The following is a 16,498-nucleotide window of genomic DNA, read 5'->3' as shown; positions in this document are numbered from 1 at the left end:
GCTCTGTTTGTCATGCGATTTTCAAGGTACAACTATATCTGAAATGCGTTACCGCAATTCATTCACAAAATCTCCATTTTAGACTTGACTTTTAATAGTTAGTCTTTCTCAAAAATAAGTATTTTGTTTGTAGATAATTTATTTATATAAAACTATTGTACAATGGTTTGCATTTATCTATTGAATAAAAATTATAGAATTTATATTCTTTAAGTTAAAATTTTGATTTTCTTTTAATATCAATGTAATTTCTGTATCGGATATCATAGTTCCTAATATTGATTTTTTAGTGTACCAGCCTATACAACCAAGAGCTCCCGAACTAGGAGTTTTGTTTACTTCTGTTAGTTTATTCTTTTTTAATATATATTGATATCTATAATTCTTATTTAAAATTGAATTAAAAGAAAACAAGTTACTATTATATATTAAATTAGTTTTGAAACTTCCAATACCGCACATTTCTTTTTTTAAAAAACGTACATAAAATTTCTTTGTTTCCTGTTCATAAGAAATCGTAAACATACTGTTAGGAGTGTGTTTTTGATAAAGAATTTTTCCATTAATTTTTATAGAATTTTCATTAAAGGAAATTTGATTATAAGTTAGCGCACTAAAAAAAATATATACAACTAAAATAAAACTAAAACATATTGCTAAAAAGATTAATTTCTTACGTTTAATCATAAAAGTCTTCCCTATTATAATTAAAAACTATATCTTTACATATTTATTAATTAGGATTATAACACATAAAATAAAAAAATTAAACAATAAAATAGAAAATAGACACAAATTAAATGAATTAATTATATAAAAAAAGTAAAACATAGTTTATTATTAAAGAAATAAAATAAAATAGAATACAATAATGTGTTAAATATGAATTAAAGAGAAATAATATAAAAAACAAATAAATAAGTGTGAAATTTACTATAAATAAAAACAGATAGAGAAAATTTTGATTTTTGTGTAAACTAAAGAAGATATACAAGAAATGTTACTAATTATCAAGGACAGAGTTCTCTTTTGTATATTCTGTCCTTGCTTGCATTATAGTGTAAATTTCAGAGATATGGTGATACCAACTTTGGTGTCTGTGTGTTTTAATCGAGCTTTTTTGAAAAGTTTCACCTTACAGTACATATTCTCCGATCGTCCGACCAATCTCAACAATATCGCTGGCACCTGTAAATTCAAATTTTACCATACCGATACCGCTAAAGCAAAGTTCAAGTTCACTGTCCAGATCAAAGGTTCCGGATGTTTCAATGGAAAATACCTGTACTTTGGAATACGGAAGAGAAGTAAAATCTTTTTTCTTTCCCGTCAGTCCCTGCACATTTACGGCAATCACCCTTTTGTTTGTAAACACTACAAAATCGCGCATTGCCTGATATTCTCCGATGAATTCCTCACCTGGAATAAAAAGTGGGGTTACCATTTGTTCATTTGTGAACCCTTTTGTCTTTTTCATTTTTACATAGCTGCCATTTTTAAAATCGATCATAGCTGTGTCCTTCCTTTCCTGAACTATTAAATTTATTATATTATAAAAATGATGCCTCTTCAATAAAATTTAGAATATTTGAAACTCTGGGGTTAACAGGAAAAAAGCGAGAGTACGTTTACAGAAGAAGTAAAAATGAAATACAAACTTACAGGAATCTAATGGAAATTTTGGAAATCGAATTTCCGAAGGAGGAAAAGAAGTAAGATGAGAAAAGAGGGTGATCTTTTGGCTGTTTCCGGTTTCTTGATCAACCTTGTATGTTTTAGAGAGGCGGTCTTGTGACCGCCTCGTTTTGTTTTGTCAGATCAATCTGTTAAAATTCCCATTCTTCCTGGTTTGTGTGCAAAAGATCATGTGCAGTGTGGGAGAGAGGTTTTCCGAGATACTCTTTGTAAAGTGTCTGGATCTCCGGGTTCTCGTGGGAGTAACGGATCGCTGCTTTTTGATCCAGTTCATACAGTTTGCCTGCGCGTTCTTTGGCAAATTCAAAACCATCCTTGATCGGCTGGCCTCCTCCTCCGGCGCATCCTCCCGGACATGCCATGACTTCCACGAAATCATAAGATGCGTTTCCGGAACGGATATCTTCTACCAGTTCTCTTGCCTTTCCAAGGCTTGAGACAGCAGCGCAGCGGACTTTCACACCTGCCACATCCACTTCCAGCTCCCGAACTCCTGTATAGCCTCTGATTTCCTGGAAAGCATCCGGAGTGATATTGGAGCCGGTGAGGAGAAAATAAGCGGTGCGAAGAGCTGCTTCCATAACTCCACCGGATGCGCCAAAGATCACACCTGCTCCGCTGCTTTCCCCAAGCGGAGAATCAAAATCCTCTTCCGGAAGTTCCTGGACATTGATATGTTCCATCTGGATGAAACGCATGATTTCACGGGTGATGAGAACAAGATCCACGTCCTGTCCGGTTCCTGTGGAGTCCATTCCGCTTACTTTGCACTCGTACTTTTTCGCACTGCAAGGCATGATGGAGATCACCATCATTTTGGACGGGTCAATGTTCATCTTGTGCGCAAAATATGTCTTAGCCACAGCTCCGAACATCTGCTGCGGAGATTTTGCCGAGGATAGATTTTTCACCATGTCCGGGTATTCAGTCTTCAAGAAATGTACCCAGCCAGGACAACAGGACGTGAACATCGGCCACGCATGGTGAGAGCGGTTGGAAAGACGCTCAATAAGTTCGCTTGCCTCCTCCATGATCGTAAGGTCCGCGGAAAAGTTTGTGTCAAAGACATAATCGAAACCGATTTTTTTTAGAGCAGCCACAAGCTGGCCGGTTGTCACTGCATCCCTGGAAAGTCCAAGGCTTTCACAGAAAGCCGCGCGCACGGCAGGCGCAATCTGGATAACAGTCGTGATCTCCGGATTGCGGAGCGCTTCATATACCTGGTTTCCGTTTTTGCGGACAGTCAGTGCACCGACCGGACAGTGGGTTACACACTGTCCGCACATAGAGCAGTTTGAGTCGGCGATCGGGACATTTCCTTTTACATTTACAGTGGTGCGATATCCGGTGTTGATGACATCCCAGACGTGAAGACCCTGTACTTTATCACAGATGTTCACGCAGCGCATACATTTGATACATTTGGATGCATCGCGGACGATCGGATGGGAGTGATCCCAGTTGAATTCTTCGGTTTCTTTTTTAAACGGCACACTTAAGATTCCCATCTCCCCGGCAATGTCTTGAAGTGTACAATTTCCGTTTCTAAGACAGACCGGACAATTGCTGTTGTGCTGGGACAAGATCAATTGAATATTTGTCTTTCTGATGCTGAGAACTCTTGGGGTGTTTGTATGTACGACCATGCCTTCCTCCAGTTCATGGTTGCAGGAAGAGACAACGCGGTCAATCCCTTCGATCTCTACCATACAGACACGGCAGGCTCCGATTTCATTGATATCTTTTAGAAAACATAATTTTGGTATTTTGATGTCAATACTGGCCGCGGCTTCCATGATGCTGGTACCTTTTGGAACACATACTTTTATACCGTCGATTACTGCATTTACCATTGTGCTGTTCTACCTCCTTCCAGTGAGCCATAACCATAGTAGTCACAGCGAAGACAACGGCTTGATTCCTGTTTTGCTTCTTCTTCGCTCATGCAGTTTTCCACTCCCTTAAAATCGCATTTGCGCTCTCCTGCCTCGCGCTCGGAAAGTTCCACGCGTCCGCAAGGGAGACGGTTATGGATGTGATCTTTTGGAATCTCCACATCACAGCTGATGTAATGGCTGTAGCCGAGGTAAGAGTCAATGTTTGCGGCAGCAACTTTTCCGGCTTCAATGGCGCGGATGACAGTGGCCGGACCAGTCACACAGTCGCCCCCTGCAAACACGCCTTCTTTTTCGCGGATCATTCCGTCATCCAAGGCATCGATGACACCATGTTTGATCTCGATGCCGCTGCTTTCAAAATGCTTGTAGTCAATGTTCTGGCCGATCGCCACAAGTACTCTGTTGCAAGGAATGCGGATTTCTTCCTTGTTTGCCGTTTTCGGGGATGGGCGGCCCTTTCTGTCAGCAAGACTGATCAGCTGAGGTTGCGCCCAGAGAGCACAGGCGTTTCCATCCTCGTCCTTTTCGATCCGAAGAGGCACCATGAGCGGAATGATCTCCACGCCTTCTGCAATCGCGCTCTCGATCTCCTCCGCAAGAGCAGGCATATCCTGCTGGCGTCTGCGGTAAACGATGGAAACTTTCTTGGCTCCGAGACGAAGGGCGGACCGTGCGCAGTCCATGGCAACATTTCCACCGCCAAGAATGATGATGTCATCACCCGTGAAATCCGGGTAATGTTCATCGCCGATATCGCTCAAAAGATCCACGGCTGAGGTGACACCTTTTGCGTCTTCGCCTTCGATTCCCATCTTTTTGTCTGTGTGAGCTCCGATGGCAATGTACACTGCGTCGTGCTGGGCTCTAAGAGCCTGCATGGTCATATCCTCCCCGATCTTTACTCCTCTTTTTACCTCTATACCAAGGGCGAGGATAGCGTCGATATCCTCCTGAAGTTTTTCACGAGGAAAACGATAGCTTGGTATTCCGTACCTCAGCATACCTCCAAGGTGGGATTTTGCCTCGTATACAGTCACGTTGTGTCCCATTCTGCGAAGGTAATAAGCCGCGCTCAGTCCGCTTGGTCCGCCGCCGACAACAGCCACATGTTTTCCGGTCGCCTCGGCGCACGGTTCAAGAGGCACATTTTCTGCATAATCGACAGCGGCACGTTTCAGCCCACGGATGTTGACCGGGCTGTCGATCATGCGGCGGCGGCATTTGCGCTCGCAAGGGTGCTCACAGACGTAAGCGCAGGTGGTAGGGAAGGGATTATCTTTCTTGATCAGGCGGACAGCATCGCTGTAGCGCCCCTGATTTACAAGTGCAATGTATCCAGGGATGTCAACGCTTGCAGGGCAGTCGGCCACGCAAGGGACTGATATCTGTGTGGAATTGAAGTTTCCGCCGTCTTTGATATATTTTACATAGTCATCGTAACATTCTGTGACACCTTTGTAGATCATGCGCGCTGCCTCATAACCGATAGCGCAGTCTGCCGACTGGTAAATATGCTCAGCAGTGCGTGCGATCAGGTTTAAAGTATCCACGGTTGCCCGGTTTTCCAAAACATCTTCCATCAGATTCTGCAACTGCTTTAAACCGATCCTGCAGGAAGTACATTTACCGCATGTCTGTGCATGACAGATTTTTAAGAAACCGGTGTGAAAGTCAGCGGGGCACGAATCAATCGCCCCTGCGATCATACGCCGTTCCAGAACTTCATACATCTGCTCCACAGAGCGCTGGATGTTTCCGGATTTTTTAAGCTCTAATCTGCTCATATGTTTCCTCCTTATTGTTGTTGCTCATCGCTTTCGCGAAATAAAGTGCTAACAATAATATAACACGGAAAAAATTATCAGTAAATGAAATTTAAGAAGATTTTATAATGGAAATTTGAGGCCTTTTACAGAGGAGAATATACTCCTTTTTCAAATTTTTTTAACAAAAAGAAGGAGACAATGGCTGCAATGATCTCTCCGGCAGGGAATGAAATCCATACACCCACAGGCCCAAGGGTGCGTGAGAGCAAAAAGGCAGCTGGAATGGTGATCAAAAATTGACGGAGGAGAGAGATCAAAAGGGATTGTTTTCCTTTTCCAAGTCCTTCAAAAGCTCCGGAATAGATGATGCCGATGCTGGAGATCAAGAATCCGGCGCTGATGATCCGAAGAGCCAGAACACCTGCCTTTGAAAGACTGGAGCTTGCATCAAACAGGGCAAATATCTGGGACGGAAAAACAAGGGAAAGGAGCGTTCCCAAAAGCATGATCGCCCCTGCGCAGAGAAGGCTGTATTGAATGGCAAGCTTGACACGTTTCTGTTCCCCTGCGCCGTAATTGTATCCGACAATAGGACGCAGCCCTTGTACAATGCCGTTTGCAGGCATATAGATGAAGGTCTGCAGTTTAAAGTAAATACCAAGCACTGCCACATAAATATCAGAAAATGTGATCAAGATTCTGTTCAAAATACTGACGAGAACAGAAGGCAGGGTCATCATAATGGAAGAAGGAATGCCTACACTGTAGATCTGCGTAATAATTGTTCTATCAAAGCACAGATATTTCGGGTGAATGGATACCGCGAAAGTCCTTCTCATGTAGACGACAATGTACAAAAGAAAAGCGCAGATCTGTCCAATGACTGTAGCAATGGCAGCGCCTGCAACTCCAAGGGCAGGAAAGCCCAAAAGGCCAAAAATAAGGATCGGGTCCAGGACAATATTGATGACGCACCCTGTGGCGAGCAGGAACATGGTAATCTTCATCTCCCCGATCCCCTGAAAGATTTTTTCCATGGCAACCTGCAAAATACATCCAAAAGATACACAGAGCACAATATAAGTATACTGACAGGCCTGGGTCAGGACAGTCTCTTTGGAAGTAAACAAGGATAGAAACGGTTTTGTGACAAAAATGCCAATTAAAATGAATAAAAGACAGTGAAAGACGCTAAGTGCCATTCCGATGGTGGCTGTGCGGTTTGCCTCCAACTGTTTTCCGGCGCCAAGGTAGATGGAAATGGCAGAACTGATGCCTACCCCGATGCCCACGGCAACAGAGATAATGATGTTCTGCAGCGGAAAGGCAAGAGAGACGGCAGTCAGCGCATCTGTGCCAAGTCTTGCCACATAAATGCTGTCAACGATGTTGTACAGGGACTGGATCAGCATGGACAGCATCATAGGTACAGACATGGACATCAAAAGAGAAAATAAAGGTTTTGTTTTCATAAAATCATGTTTCTTTTCCATAAAAATAACTCCTTACAAAGAAAAAAGCCATATGCCCTGTTTAATTCTGAAACAGGAAAACCATATGACTTCTGTCTTTTATATTAATTTATATTTATACTTTATAGCCAATTTATGTTACCATGAAACAAAAGGAAAGTCAATGAAATATACGAGGAGGAGTAGCTGATGGATGTTCTGCTTGTGGAAGATGACAAAGATATTGTGGAAAACCTTTCTCAATACCTAAAGGAAGAAGGATTTACGGTGGTTGCGGCGGATGGACAAAAAAAGGCATTGAAATATCTGCATGAGGGAAATTTTTCTCTTGTACTTTTAGATGTGACACTTAAGGAAGGGAACGGGTACAGCGCCTGCAATGAGATCAAGGCAAAGTTCCAGGTTCCCGTGATCTTTCTGACTGCACTTGGGGATGAGTTTTCCGTTGTGACAGGGCTGGACATGGGGGCGGATGATTACATCAGCAAACCGTTCCGGCCAAGAGTGCTTTTGTCCAGGATGAAGTCCGTCCTAAGGAGGGCTGGGAAGACAGTGCAGGTTGCAAAAATAGAAGGGCTGAGGGCAGATATGGTCAGAGGTGTGGTGGAGAAAAACGGAAGAGAGATCGCTCTTTCCGCCCTGGAGTACCGACTACTGCTCGTCTTTTTGAACAACAGAGGGATTGTTTTGTCCAGAAACCGGCTCTTGGAAGAAATCTGGGACATTGCAGGAGAGTACGTCAATGACAATACACTGACCGTGTACATCAAACGTCTGAGGGAAAAGATTGAGGATGATCCCCAAAATCCGAAAATCATCACCACGGTAAGGGGACTAGGATATAAGATGGAGGGGTAGGGAGAGAGGATATGTTTCGCAATCAGGAAATAAAACGGCAGGCAGTCTTGTTTGGAATGTTTTGGATGATCGGATTGGCGGGAATGATAGCTGCCCCGGATTTTGCAGTGCTGATATGGTGTCTTCTGGGGATGTGCACAGCCGGGCTTTGGTATCTGGAGAGTACGGCCAGGTATCGGTCTGTGAATCGTCTTGTAAGGGAGCTGGATGAAATCCTGCATGGAAATACGGTGCTGGAGATCAGCAGTTTTCAGGAAGGGGATATGGAGGTGTTGAGGGATGAAATCTATAAGATGACCGTCCGGTTAAGAGAGCAGGCGGAGCAGTCCTTGAAAGGGAAAAAAGAGCTTGCGGACTCTCTGGCAGATATTTCCCATCAGATCAAAACCCCGCTTACCACATTGAATCTTTTGACAGAGAGAATGAAAAACCCGAATCTCAACGAAGAGGAACAAAGAAAACTTCTGCGGGAGATGAAACAGATGCTGGAGCGGATCGAACGGCTGATCACAGTACTCTTAAAACTTTCAAGGCTGGATGCAGGGGCTGTGGAGCTGAATGTTCAGGAAGTTCCGCTTTACACACTTGTAAAAAAAGCGCTGGCGCCTCTGGAAATCGCCATAGAACTTCGCGGGCAGAAACTTACTCTTCAAGGGGAGAAAGATACCATGGTCCTGGCAGATGAGACATGGACTGTGGAGGCGATCGGGAACCTTTTGAAAAACTCTATGGAATATACGCCGAATGAAGGGGAGATTTTTGTCTCCTGGCAGGACAATCCCCTGTACACCAGCCTGGAGATATCAGACGGTGGGCTTGGATTTGAAAAAGAGGATCTGCCGCATTTGTTTGAACGGTTTTATAAAGGAAAAAATTCAAAAGGATCCGGGTTTGGCATTGGCCTTGCCCTTGCAAAGGCAATTTTTTTCAGGGAGAATGCAAAAGTAAAAGCAGAGAATCAAAAACATGGCGGAGGTATGTTTACAGTCCGGTTTTATAAAGGAAATCTTTAAAGTGACAGATTTGTCACGGGAAAGTCACGGGGGAGTCATGTGGATCTGTTATCTTTGATATCACAGGATATCTGGGAGATATTCTGTGATATTTTATGTATATAAAGGAGGCTGCAAAAAGGATATGGAAATTTTGAAGGTGGAACATTTATCGAAGATATATGGTACGGGGGAGAACAAGGTGCATGCGCTTAGAGATGTCTCTTTTTCTGTCCGGAAAGGCGAGTTTGTCGCCATTATCGGTGCATCGGGTTCGGGAAAATCTACGCTTTTACATCTGATCGGAGGGGTGGACCGGCCGGACGGAGGAAAGGTTTATGTGGACGGCAAGGATGTGTACGCGCAGAATGAGGAGGCGCTTGCTATTTTCAGGAGAAGACAGGTAGGGCTGATCTATCAGTTTTATAATCTGATCCCGGTCCTCAATGTGAGGGAAAATATGACACTTCCTGTTTTGATGGACCACAGGGAGGTGAATGAAAAACGGTTTGAGGAGCTGATAGAAATGCTTCATTTAAAAGACAGACAAAACCATCTGCCGAACCAGCTTTCCGGAGGACAACAGCAGAGAGTTTCCATTGGGAGGGCTCTTATGAATGCGCCTGCGCTTGTACTGGCTGATGAACCGACAGGAAATCTGGACAGTGAGAACAGCAGTCAGATCATAGAGCTTTTACGGTTTTCCAATCAGAAATACAGACAGACGCTGATCGTGATCACGCATGACGAAAATATTGCCCTTCAGGCAGACAGAATCATAGAGCTTGCGGATGGAAAGATTGTCAGAGACGAGGTGAGCCGAAGATGAAAAATATTTTTTCGGGTATTACCAAAAGGACAATGAAACAAAACAAGGTGAGAACTCTGGTGACGATCATAGGAGTGATTTTGTCCGCAGCTATGATAACGGCTGTCACTACATTTGGGCTTAGCTTTCAGTCATTTTTAGTCGACTATACAATAGAGCGGGACGGCAGGTGGCATGTGCTTTTTAACGGACTTTCCAAAGATAAGGCAGAACAGATGTGTCAGGATGAGAAGGTAAAAGAGGCAGCTGTCTGTACGCAGCTTGGATATGCAAAATTTCCGCCTGTCATGGAGAATTCCCCGGGCATGCCGTATCTTTATATCCGTTCCCTGTCAGAGGAGGCGGTCAAAACAATACCTACAAAGCTTGCGGAAGGCAGAATGCCAAAAAATGACTCTGAGATACTGGTTCCCGAGACCCTTCTTGCCAATGAAGATGAGGAAAGCAGGACAAAGATCGGGGATGTGTACACTCTGGAGATTGGGGACCGCAGCGTGAACGGAAACAGGATCACAGTGCAAAGTATGATCGGGTATGATGAGAGAGAACAGGAGGTATTTACGCCAAGACAGACAAAACAGGTCACAGTAGTGGGAGTATACAGCGAATGGCAGGATGTAAACATGGGTGGAGATGCGTATGATGTGCTCACAGGACCTGTACAAAATGAAGATGAGGCACTGTACCAAGATGTATTTATTACCCTGAAAGATCCAGAACAGGTCTATGAGTTTACCGATCAATACACATTGGAGGAAGGGGAAGGTTATGTTTACCACAGCAGCCTTTTAAGATGGATGGGAATCGATGATAATTCCAACCTAGGAACAATCTTAAAAGGATTTGCAGTTGTGCTCATTATCGTCATCATGGTAGGATCTATCTCTCTTATCTACAATGCGTTTTCCATCTCTCTGAGGGAGAGAACCGCTCAGTTTGGACTTTTGTCATCTGTCGGGGCCACGAAAAAGCAGCTGAGAAAATCGTTGAGATACGAGGCTTTGAGCGTGAGTGCCATTGGCATTCCGATTGGCATTCTGGCAGGGACCGGCGGGATCGGAGTGACGCTTTTCTTTATCGGAAAAGACATCAGCAACTGGATATATGGAGAAACCTGCGAGATTCCTCTTAAAATTTCAGTAAGTTCCATTGTGATTGCCGCTGTGATCGCGTTTGTGACAGTGCTGATCTCTGTGTGGATTCCGTCCAGAAGAATCCGGAAAATATCGCCAATGGAAGCCCTGCGCGCGACTGCGGATATCAAAATACGGCCAAAGGAAGTCAGGACAGGAAAGTGGGCGTACAGACTTTTCGGCCTGGAGGGAATGCTGGCGCAGAAAAATTATAAGCGCGACAGGAAAAAATACAGGACTACGGTATTATCTTTGACAGTCAGCATCATTCTTTTCACAACCGCGGCGCTCTTCCAGATGTATCTTTTGGGCACAGGCGCATTTGTGCTTAAGATGCCAAAGTATCAGATTTCCTATACGATGTCGAGGGAGAATACGGACGAAGACGAAAAGAAGGCCGACAAAGTGTTTGCAGGCAACAGCGGGATTGGGAAAATGGAAAAATATTTGGCTGCATCTATAAATATTTATACAGAAAAAGAAGGGGAGTTGTATCTGGATGCCTATTTTCTTCCGGATGAAACTTTTTTGGATTTTGCAAAAAAAATGGGAGTAAATGGTGAGAAATACCTTGAGACGGATCGTCTTGCGGCAATTTTGGTGAATACAGTCAGCTCCTACAATGCAAAAACACAAAGATATGAAAAGACGAAAATTTTGGAGGAAGAGGAAGGAAAAGATATTTCTATCGGAATGGGCGAATTCGAGGGAGAGGAGTATGTGTTTCAGGAACAGGCAAAAATCCTTGCATGGGATGTGACCGACAAAATGCCGTCATGGGCGCAGAGCAATACGTACAGTCCGATGTTTCTCCTTCCGCGATCCATGGAAAGAATATTTGAAGAGAAAACATCCATAAAACCACTTCTCAAATACGATATCAAAAGCAATGATTACAAAACTGTCTACAGGCAGCTGGAAGAAGATCTGAAGATGGCCGGACTTGCCAAAAAAGGTCAGCTCTCCAACCAGGCAAAAGAATATGAAGATGACAAAGGCATCATGACAGCCATCAATGTCCTGACTTACGGTTTTATCATCCTTATTTCTGTCATTGCGGTGGCAAATGTGTTCAATACGGTTTCCACCAACCTCCTTTTGCGAAGAAAAGAGTTTGCTATGCTGCGGTCGGTGGGAATGCCGCAGAAGAATTTCAGGAAAATGATGTGTTACGAATGCCTGATCTATGGACTGCGTTCTGTTTTTTATGGAGTTGCAGGGACTTTGCTGATCAGTGCAGCACTGTATAAGATTTTACTAGAAGGAGTGGACGCTCCGTTTTTGATGCCGTGGAAATACCTTGCAATAGCTGTGATGGGGACCTTTTTGGTGGTTGCGCTTACCATGTTCTACTGTATGAGGAAAATCAAAAACAGCAATATCATTGATGAACTGAAAATGAGCTAGCAAAGGAGAGCCCGATTTGCTATAATGGACAAAGAAAAAGTGCCAGACGGCAAGGAGGGAAATGAAACAATGAAAATACAGGAAGGATATATGCCATATCTTGGCTACCAGACATACTACCGCATTGTAGGAGAATGTGAGGGAAATAAAAAACCATTGCTTTTACTTCACGGAGGTCCGGGTTCAACACACAACTATTTTGAGGTGTTTGACGAGCTGGCAGAGGATGGGCGCGCCATCATCATGTACGATCAGCTTGGATGCGGAAATTCTTTCGTGGAGAACCGCCCGGAACTATGGTGTTCAAAAACATGGGACGAAGAACTGATTGCATTGCGCAAGCATTTAGGACTGGAGCATGTACACATTTTGGGACAGTCCTGGGGTGGAATGCTTTTGATCGAATATCTGATCAATTACAAACCAGAAGGTGTGCAAAGTGCGATCCTTTCAAGCACGCTTCCTTCAGCAAAACTTTGGGCACAGGAACAGCACAGACAGATCCGTTTCCTGCCAAAAGAAATGCAGGATGCGATCGCAAAGGCAGAGGAGAGCGGACACTTTGACGCACCGGAATATTTAGCGGCAAATGAAGAGTTCATGCTGCGCCACTGTGCAGGTGAAGTGACAGAAGATTCTCCGGAATGTTTAAGAAGACCGAAGAAATCCGGCACAGAGGCTTACGTGCACGGATGGGGACCAAACGAATACGTGCCAAGTGGTTCTCTTAGAGATTTTGAATATACAGACAGACTTGGAGAGATTCAGGTTCCGACATTGATCACCAATGGAACAAACGATCTGTGTACGCCGCTTGTGGCAAAGACGATGTTTGACCGTATCCCGAATGCAAAATGGGAGCTTTTTGAGGACAGCCGCCACATGCCGTTTGTGGAAGAGCACGCAAAATATATGCAGTTGATGCGCAGATGGATGGAAGAAAACGACTAAGTTATGAAAGCAGAAGGTTTTGAGACACTGGAAATTTATTCCTGTGTCTCTTTTTGCATTAAGGATAAAAGTTTGGATGAGTTGTATTTTCACGGTATTGGCTTGGTGTCAGGCCAACCCATTTTTTAAATGTAGAGCAAAAGCTGCTCTCGGAATTGAAACCAATTTCAAATCCAATATCTTTTATAGAGGATTTAGAGGAGGTCAACATGAATTTAGCAGCAGCAATCCGGGTGTGGAGCAAGTATTGGTGCGGTGTAAAACCAGTCTCTTTGGCAAAGAGTCTCGTAAAATGATAAAGGCTTAAGCTTGCGCGGCTGGAAAGTTCTTCCAGAGAAATTTGCTCACGGAAGTGTTCATTAATAAAAGCAATGCTTTCAGCTATCGTTTGGGCATGGAAGAAAGAAGAGTGTTTCTCAGGAGAAGGGATGAGAAGGCTGTTCAAAAGGCTGGTAATATTATCTGAAAGTACGGACTCTATGATCGGAGAGGAGGAGCGGAATGTAGTATATATCCGGCCCAATGTGTGAGTAAGTGTTTTGGGATTGGCAGGATTTAGTATCAGTCCGAAACGAGCGGAGATTTCCTGAAAATAGTTCCTGGCAAGTGGGCCGTCAAAGTGCAGCCATAAAGCTTCTCAAGAACGAGAGCTCTTATAACCATGAAGAGCATAGCAGTCCAAAAGGACAAAATCTCCTGTCCTGGCATAAAAGGTATCATCATTGGAAAGGATTTCAACTACCCCTTTAGAGATATACATAATCAAAAAGCTGTCAAAATGGTTCCTGCGTAGTTTATAACCTGGTTCATAGATAAAATGTCCTACAGATATCGGATACAGAAAAAGTTTCTGTGCCAGTGTACTAGGAGTATACACATAATAATCTGACAGGGGCGAAATTTTCAATTCTTGGGAATGCATATTCATAGCTCCTTTCTCTTTATGTAAAAGGTTTCTTTTAATCATTTTATTGGAATTTTGGATGTATGGCAAGAAAAAGAGAAAAATTTATCTGATTAATTTAAATTATGATGTGTATTACAAGAAAACAAATTTGAAGAGAAACAGAACATGTGTGACGTTCATAAGTATTGGTTGATAGTCAAAAATAGCAAAAAATATAAATGAAACAGCAATTTTTGATAATGAATTAAATTAACTGAAAAAATATAATTTTATATTGTAATAATAGAAATAAAAACTGACAAAGGAGGAATCTATGAATGAAAAGGAAAAAAAGAATCTTAAGTATGCTGGCATCATTTGCGTTTCTGACGTCCGCATTGGGAAGCGGAATGACAGTGCTGGCAGAAGAAAACGTGAATCCGGCAGCAACTACAGCACAGATCGCGACAGAGTCGATTCCGGATCCTGTTATGCAGGTTACGTTTGATGATGGGACGGCGACGGATGTCACTGGCAGAGGAAATAATGGAACTGTGTACGGAAATCCGGAATTTGTGGAAGGAGTTTCCGGGCAGGCGGTTCATCTGGTCAATCCGGAAGATGCAGCCGGACAGCCTCCGGTGGCTGCCAAGCAGTATATTGATTTCGGAAGTCCGGAAGATCTTCAATTTGGGGAAGAAAATTTTTCGATTACCTTCTGGTATAAGTCAGAGCGTCCTTCGGACAGGAACCATAAAGAAGGTGCGATTGTCAGCAATAAGAACTGGAACAGTGGACAAAATGCAGGGTTTAATATCGGCGACATGAGGCAGGGAATCAACTTGAATTTCAATACAGACGCAAGCCTGAAACGCCGGGAGACAGACCGCTTTGCGGAGGCAGTGGACGGCAAATGGCATCATATTGCAGCAACAGTCGACCGAAACGGATCTATGGTACTGTATGTGGATGGCGAGAAACCGACTCAGGGATCCGGGTTTGGCTCGAGTAAAAGTGCAGAAATCGATATTACTGACCGCAGCGGTACGATCGATGCGCTGAATTTCGTTGTAGGAGCTGACGGAAAGAAAGAGCTTGGCGTGCTGGATATCTATATGGATGAACTGACAGTCTATAAAGCTGCTCTGACGGAAGAACAGGTCAGGGAGTTAAGCGGAGCCGAGACGCCTCCAAAAGATCAGCCAGTCCTCTATGTATCGTTTGATGATTCTGATGCTACCGATGAAAGTGGAAGGGGAAATAACGGTACAGTGATGGGGACACCGGAATTTCCGGCCGGAGTAAAGGGAAATGCAATCCATCTTACTAATCCGGAGGGGGTTGCCGACAGTACAACTGTACTGGTCAAGCATTTTTGTAACACTTTGTTCGATAAATATCTAACTGTAACGGGCCTCCATTGGTGTTAAATAATTATTGTAGGAATGAGGCCGAACATAATTGTACCAGTTGATATATTTTATTGTAAGCTCGTCCATCATTTCAATACTTGAAAATGATGTCACATTATAAAAATTACTTTTAAAAGTGTTATAGAATCTTTCCATAGGCGCATTATCATAAGGACAGCCTGCCTTACTCATGCTTTGAGTTACATTGTTATCTTTGCAGAAATTAACAAACTCCCAGGAAGTAAACTGTACTCCCTGATCGGAATGCAGGATTACCTGGGGATAATGTTCCTGTTCCAGGGCCTTTTTAAGGGTGTCTATTGCTAATTCTGTATTTATATAATTACTATTAACAGATGCTACTGCTGATCTGTCATACAAATCAATGATAGAACAGTTATATCTAAACTTTCCGTTTGGTTGCCGCATATAAGTAAAATCCGTACACCAGACCTTGTTTTTGCCGTCGACTGTAAAATTCTGGTTTAAAAGGTTGTCAAATATTTTATGTTTCTTACCTGTTTTGTAGCCGGGTTTAGAATGCATAATTACCGCATATAAATGAAGTTCTTTATTCATGTATTTATGCATAGTGGTATTGCTGACTATGTATCCATAACGTTTGATAAAGATACGCATAGCTCTATAGCCTATAACACGGTTATTATTATAATAAACATACTTTATAAGTTCAAAAATATGTGCTAAACGCCTGTGATATTCACATTTTGCATCTTTTTTATAATTGTAATAACAGTTAGGACTTATTCCAAACTGATGACATAACCATCTTAAACCAAAAATATTTTTATTATCATCTATGAATCGATATACCACTAATCGATTTCCTTTGCGAAGAATGCCGCTGCTTTTTTTAAGAAAGCAATTTCTTTATCTTTCTCATTAAGAAGCTGGTTTAATCTTCTGATTTCCCTGGCTTCATTTGATTCCGGTGTTGTGTTTGTGGTATAAAGGCATTCTTCCTTGTACTGGTTAACCCATTGGCTAACAGTACTTTTAGCAATATTATACTCAGCAGCAATCTGAACGGTTGATTTATTGCCAGCCATATAGGCTTTTACTACTTCCTTTTTGAAGTTTTCGTTGTAACGTACTGACATAGCGATGTCCTCCTTGGTTTGAATAATATTATAATATATTATTCGAACAAGTTGTTACAAATTTACTATATCACTACA

The 16,498-nt window shown here is 42.9% G+C and carries 15 protein-coding genes; 6 read left to right on the top strand and 9 right to left on the bottom strand.

The genetic code is table 11. From position 1 onward, the window contains the following. Window positions 1-177 precede the first annotated feature (177 nt). The 5 genes from B5F18_RS11705 to B5F18_RS11685 all read right to left on the bottom strand — a co-directional run bounded on the left by B5F18_RS11705 (window position 178) and on the right by B5F18_RS11685 (window position 6,852). Entirely contained in the window at window positions 178-687 is a 510-nt protein-coding gene (locus tag B5F18_RS11705) for a hypothetical protein (protein ID WP_087157835.1), read from the bottom strand. Between the two features lie 448 nt (window positions 688-1,135). Next, window positions 1,136-1,510, bottom strand: a complete 375-nt coding sequence (locus tag B5F18_RS11700) for a PH domain-containing protein (protein ID WP_087157834.1) — start codon at window positions 1,508-1,510, stop codon at window positions 1,136-1,138. A 316-nt stretch (window positions 1,511-1,826) separates the two neighbouring features. Then, window positions 1,827-3,548 (bottom strand): NADH-dependent [FeFe] hydrogenase, group A6, encoded by a 1,722-nt coding sequence (locus B5F18_RS11695; protein WP_087157833.1) that lies wholly within the window; start codon window positions 3,546-3,548, stop codon window positions 1,827-1,829. Continuing rightward, complete coding sequence (locus tag B5F18_RS11690; protein WP_087157832.1) at window positions 3,542-5,377, bottom strand: NAD(P)-binding protein; 1,836 nt, start codon at window positions 5,375-5,377, stop codon at window positions 3,542-3,544. The genes B5F18_RS11695 and B5F18_RS11690 overlap by 7 nt, the downstream gene beginning before the upstream one ends. Before the next feature lie 125 nt (window positions 5,378-5,502). Beyond that, complete coding sequence (locus B5F18_RS11685; RefSeq protein ID WP_087157831.1) at window positions 5,503-6,852, bottom strand: MATE family efflux transporter; 1,350 nt, start codon at window positions 6,850-6,852, stop codon at window positions 5,503-5,505. Between the two features lie 168 nt (window positions 6,853-7,020). Between B5F18_RS11685 and B5F18_RS11680 the strand changes: the two genes are divergently transcribed. The 5 genes from B5F18_RS11680 to pepI all read left to right on the top strand — a co-directional run bounded on the left by B5F18_RS11680 (window position 7,021) and on the right by pepI (window position 13,001). Beyond that, window positions 7,021-7,689 carry a response regulator transcription factor gene (locus B5F18_RS11680; RefSeq protein WP_330394174.1) on the top strand — a complete coding sequence of 223 codons (669 nt, stop codon included), beginning with the start codon at window positions 7,021-7,023 and terminating at the stop codon, window positions 7,687-7,689. Between the two features lie 11 nt (window positions 7,690-7,700). Next, window positions 7,701-8,702 carry a sensor histidine kinase gene (locus B5F18_RS11675; protein ID WP_087157829.1) on the top strand — a complete coding sequence of 334 codons (1,002 nt, stop codon included), beginning with the start codon at window positions 7,701-7,703 and terminating at the stop codon, window positions 8,700-8,702. Between the two features lie 124 nt (window positions 8,703-8,826). Continuing rightward, complete coding sequence (locus B5F18_RS11670) at window positions 8,827-9,510, top strand: ABC transporter ATP-binding protein (RefSeq protein WP_087157837.1); 684 nt, start codon at window positions 8,827-8,829, stop codon at window positions 9,508-9,510. Continuing rightward, a complete protein-coding gene (locus B5F18_RS11665; RefSeq protein WP_087157828.1) occupies window positions 9,507-12,050 on the top strand; it encodes an ABC transporter permease in 2,544 nt (847 codons plus the stop codon). The genes B5F18_RS11670 and B5F18_RS11665 overlap by 4 nt, the downstream gene beginning before the upstream one ends. Before the next feature lie 69 nt (window positions 12,051-12,119). Continuing rightward, the gene (gene pepI / locus B5F18_RS11660) at window positions 12,120-13,001 is read left to right on the top strand and encodes a proline iminopeptidase (RefSeq protein WP_087157836.1); all 882 of its coding nucleotides are present in this window, start codon (window positions 12,120-12,122) and stop codon (window positions 12,999-13,001) included. Between the two features lie 58 nt (window positions 13,002-13,059). Here the strand turns inward: pepI and B5F18_RS11655 are convergent, their stop codons facing one another. Both B5F18_RS11655 and B5F18_RS13095 read right to left on the bottom strand, forming a co-directional pair. Continuing rightward, window positions 13,060-13,446 (bottom strand): helix-turn-helix domain-containing protein, encoded by a 387-nt coding sequence (locus tag B5F18_RS11655; RefSeq protein ID WP_162607593.1) that lies wholly within the window; start codon window positions 13,444-13,446, stop codon window positions 13,060-13,062. Window positions 13,447-13,638: 192 nt separating this feature from the next. Next, on the bottom strand, window positions 13,639-13,923 hold the full coding sequence (locus tag B5F18_RS13095) for an AraC family ligand binding domain-containing protein (RefSeq protein WP_442911377.1): 285 nt from the start codon (window positions 13,921-13,923) through the stop codon (window positions 13,639-13,641). 302 nt (window positions 13,924-14,225) lie between these two features. Here B5F18_RS13095 and B5F18_RS11645 point away from each other — a divergent pair, with 302 nt between their 5' ends. After that, window positions 14,226-15,317 carry a LamG-like jellyroll fold domain-containing protein gene (locus tag B5F18_RS11645; protein WP_087157825.1) on the top strand — a complete coding sequence of 364 codons (1,092 nt, stop codon included), beginning with the start codon at window positions 14,226-14,228 and terminating at the stop codon, window positions 15,315-15,317. Here the strand turns inward: B5F18_RS11645 and B5F18_RS11640 are convergent. Then, window positions 15,288-16,136: an IS3 family transposase gene (locus B5F18_RS11640; RefSeq protein WP_087157824.1), complete on the bottom strand. Its 849-nt coding sequence runs from the start codon at window positions 16,134-16,136 to the stop codon at window positions 15,288-15,290. The two genes, B5F18_RS11645 and B5F18_RS11640, sit on opposite strands and share 30 nt — an antisense overlap. After that, the gene (locus B5F18_RS11635; protein ID WP_087157823.1) at window positions 16,136-16,420 is read right to left on the bottom strand and encodes a helix-turn-helix domain-containing protein; all 285 of its coding nucleotides are present in this window, start codon (window positions 16,418-16,420) and stop codon (window positions 16,136-16,138) included. Before B5F18_RS11635 ends, B5F18_RS11640 begins: the two co-directional genes overlap by 1 nt. Window positions 16,421-16,498: the final 78 nt, after the last annotated feature.

Source organism: Lachnoclostridium sp. An181 (assembly GCF_002160325.1).
Lineage (GTDB): Bacteria > Bacillota > Clostridia > Lachnospirales > Lachnospiraceae > An181.
This window is presented reverse-complemented; position numbering and strand designations above follow the sequence as displayed.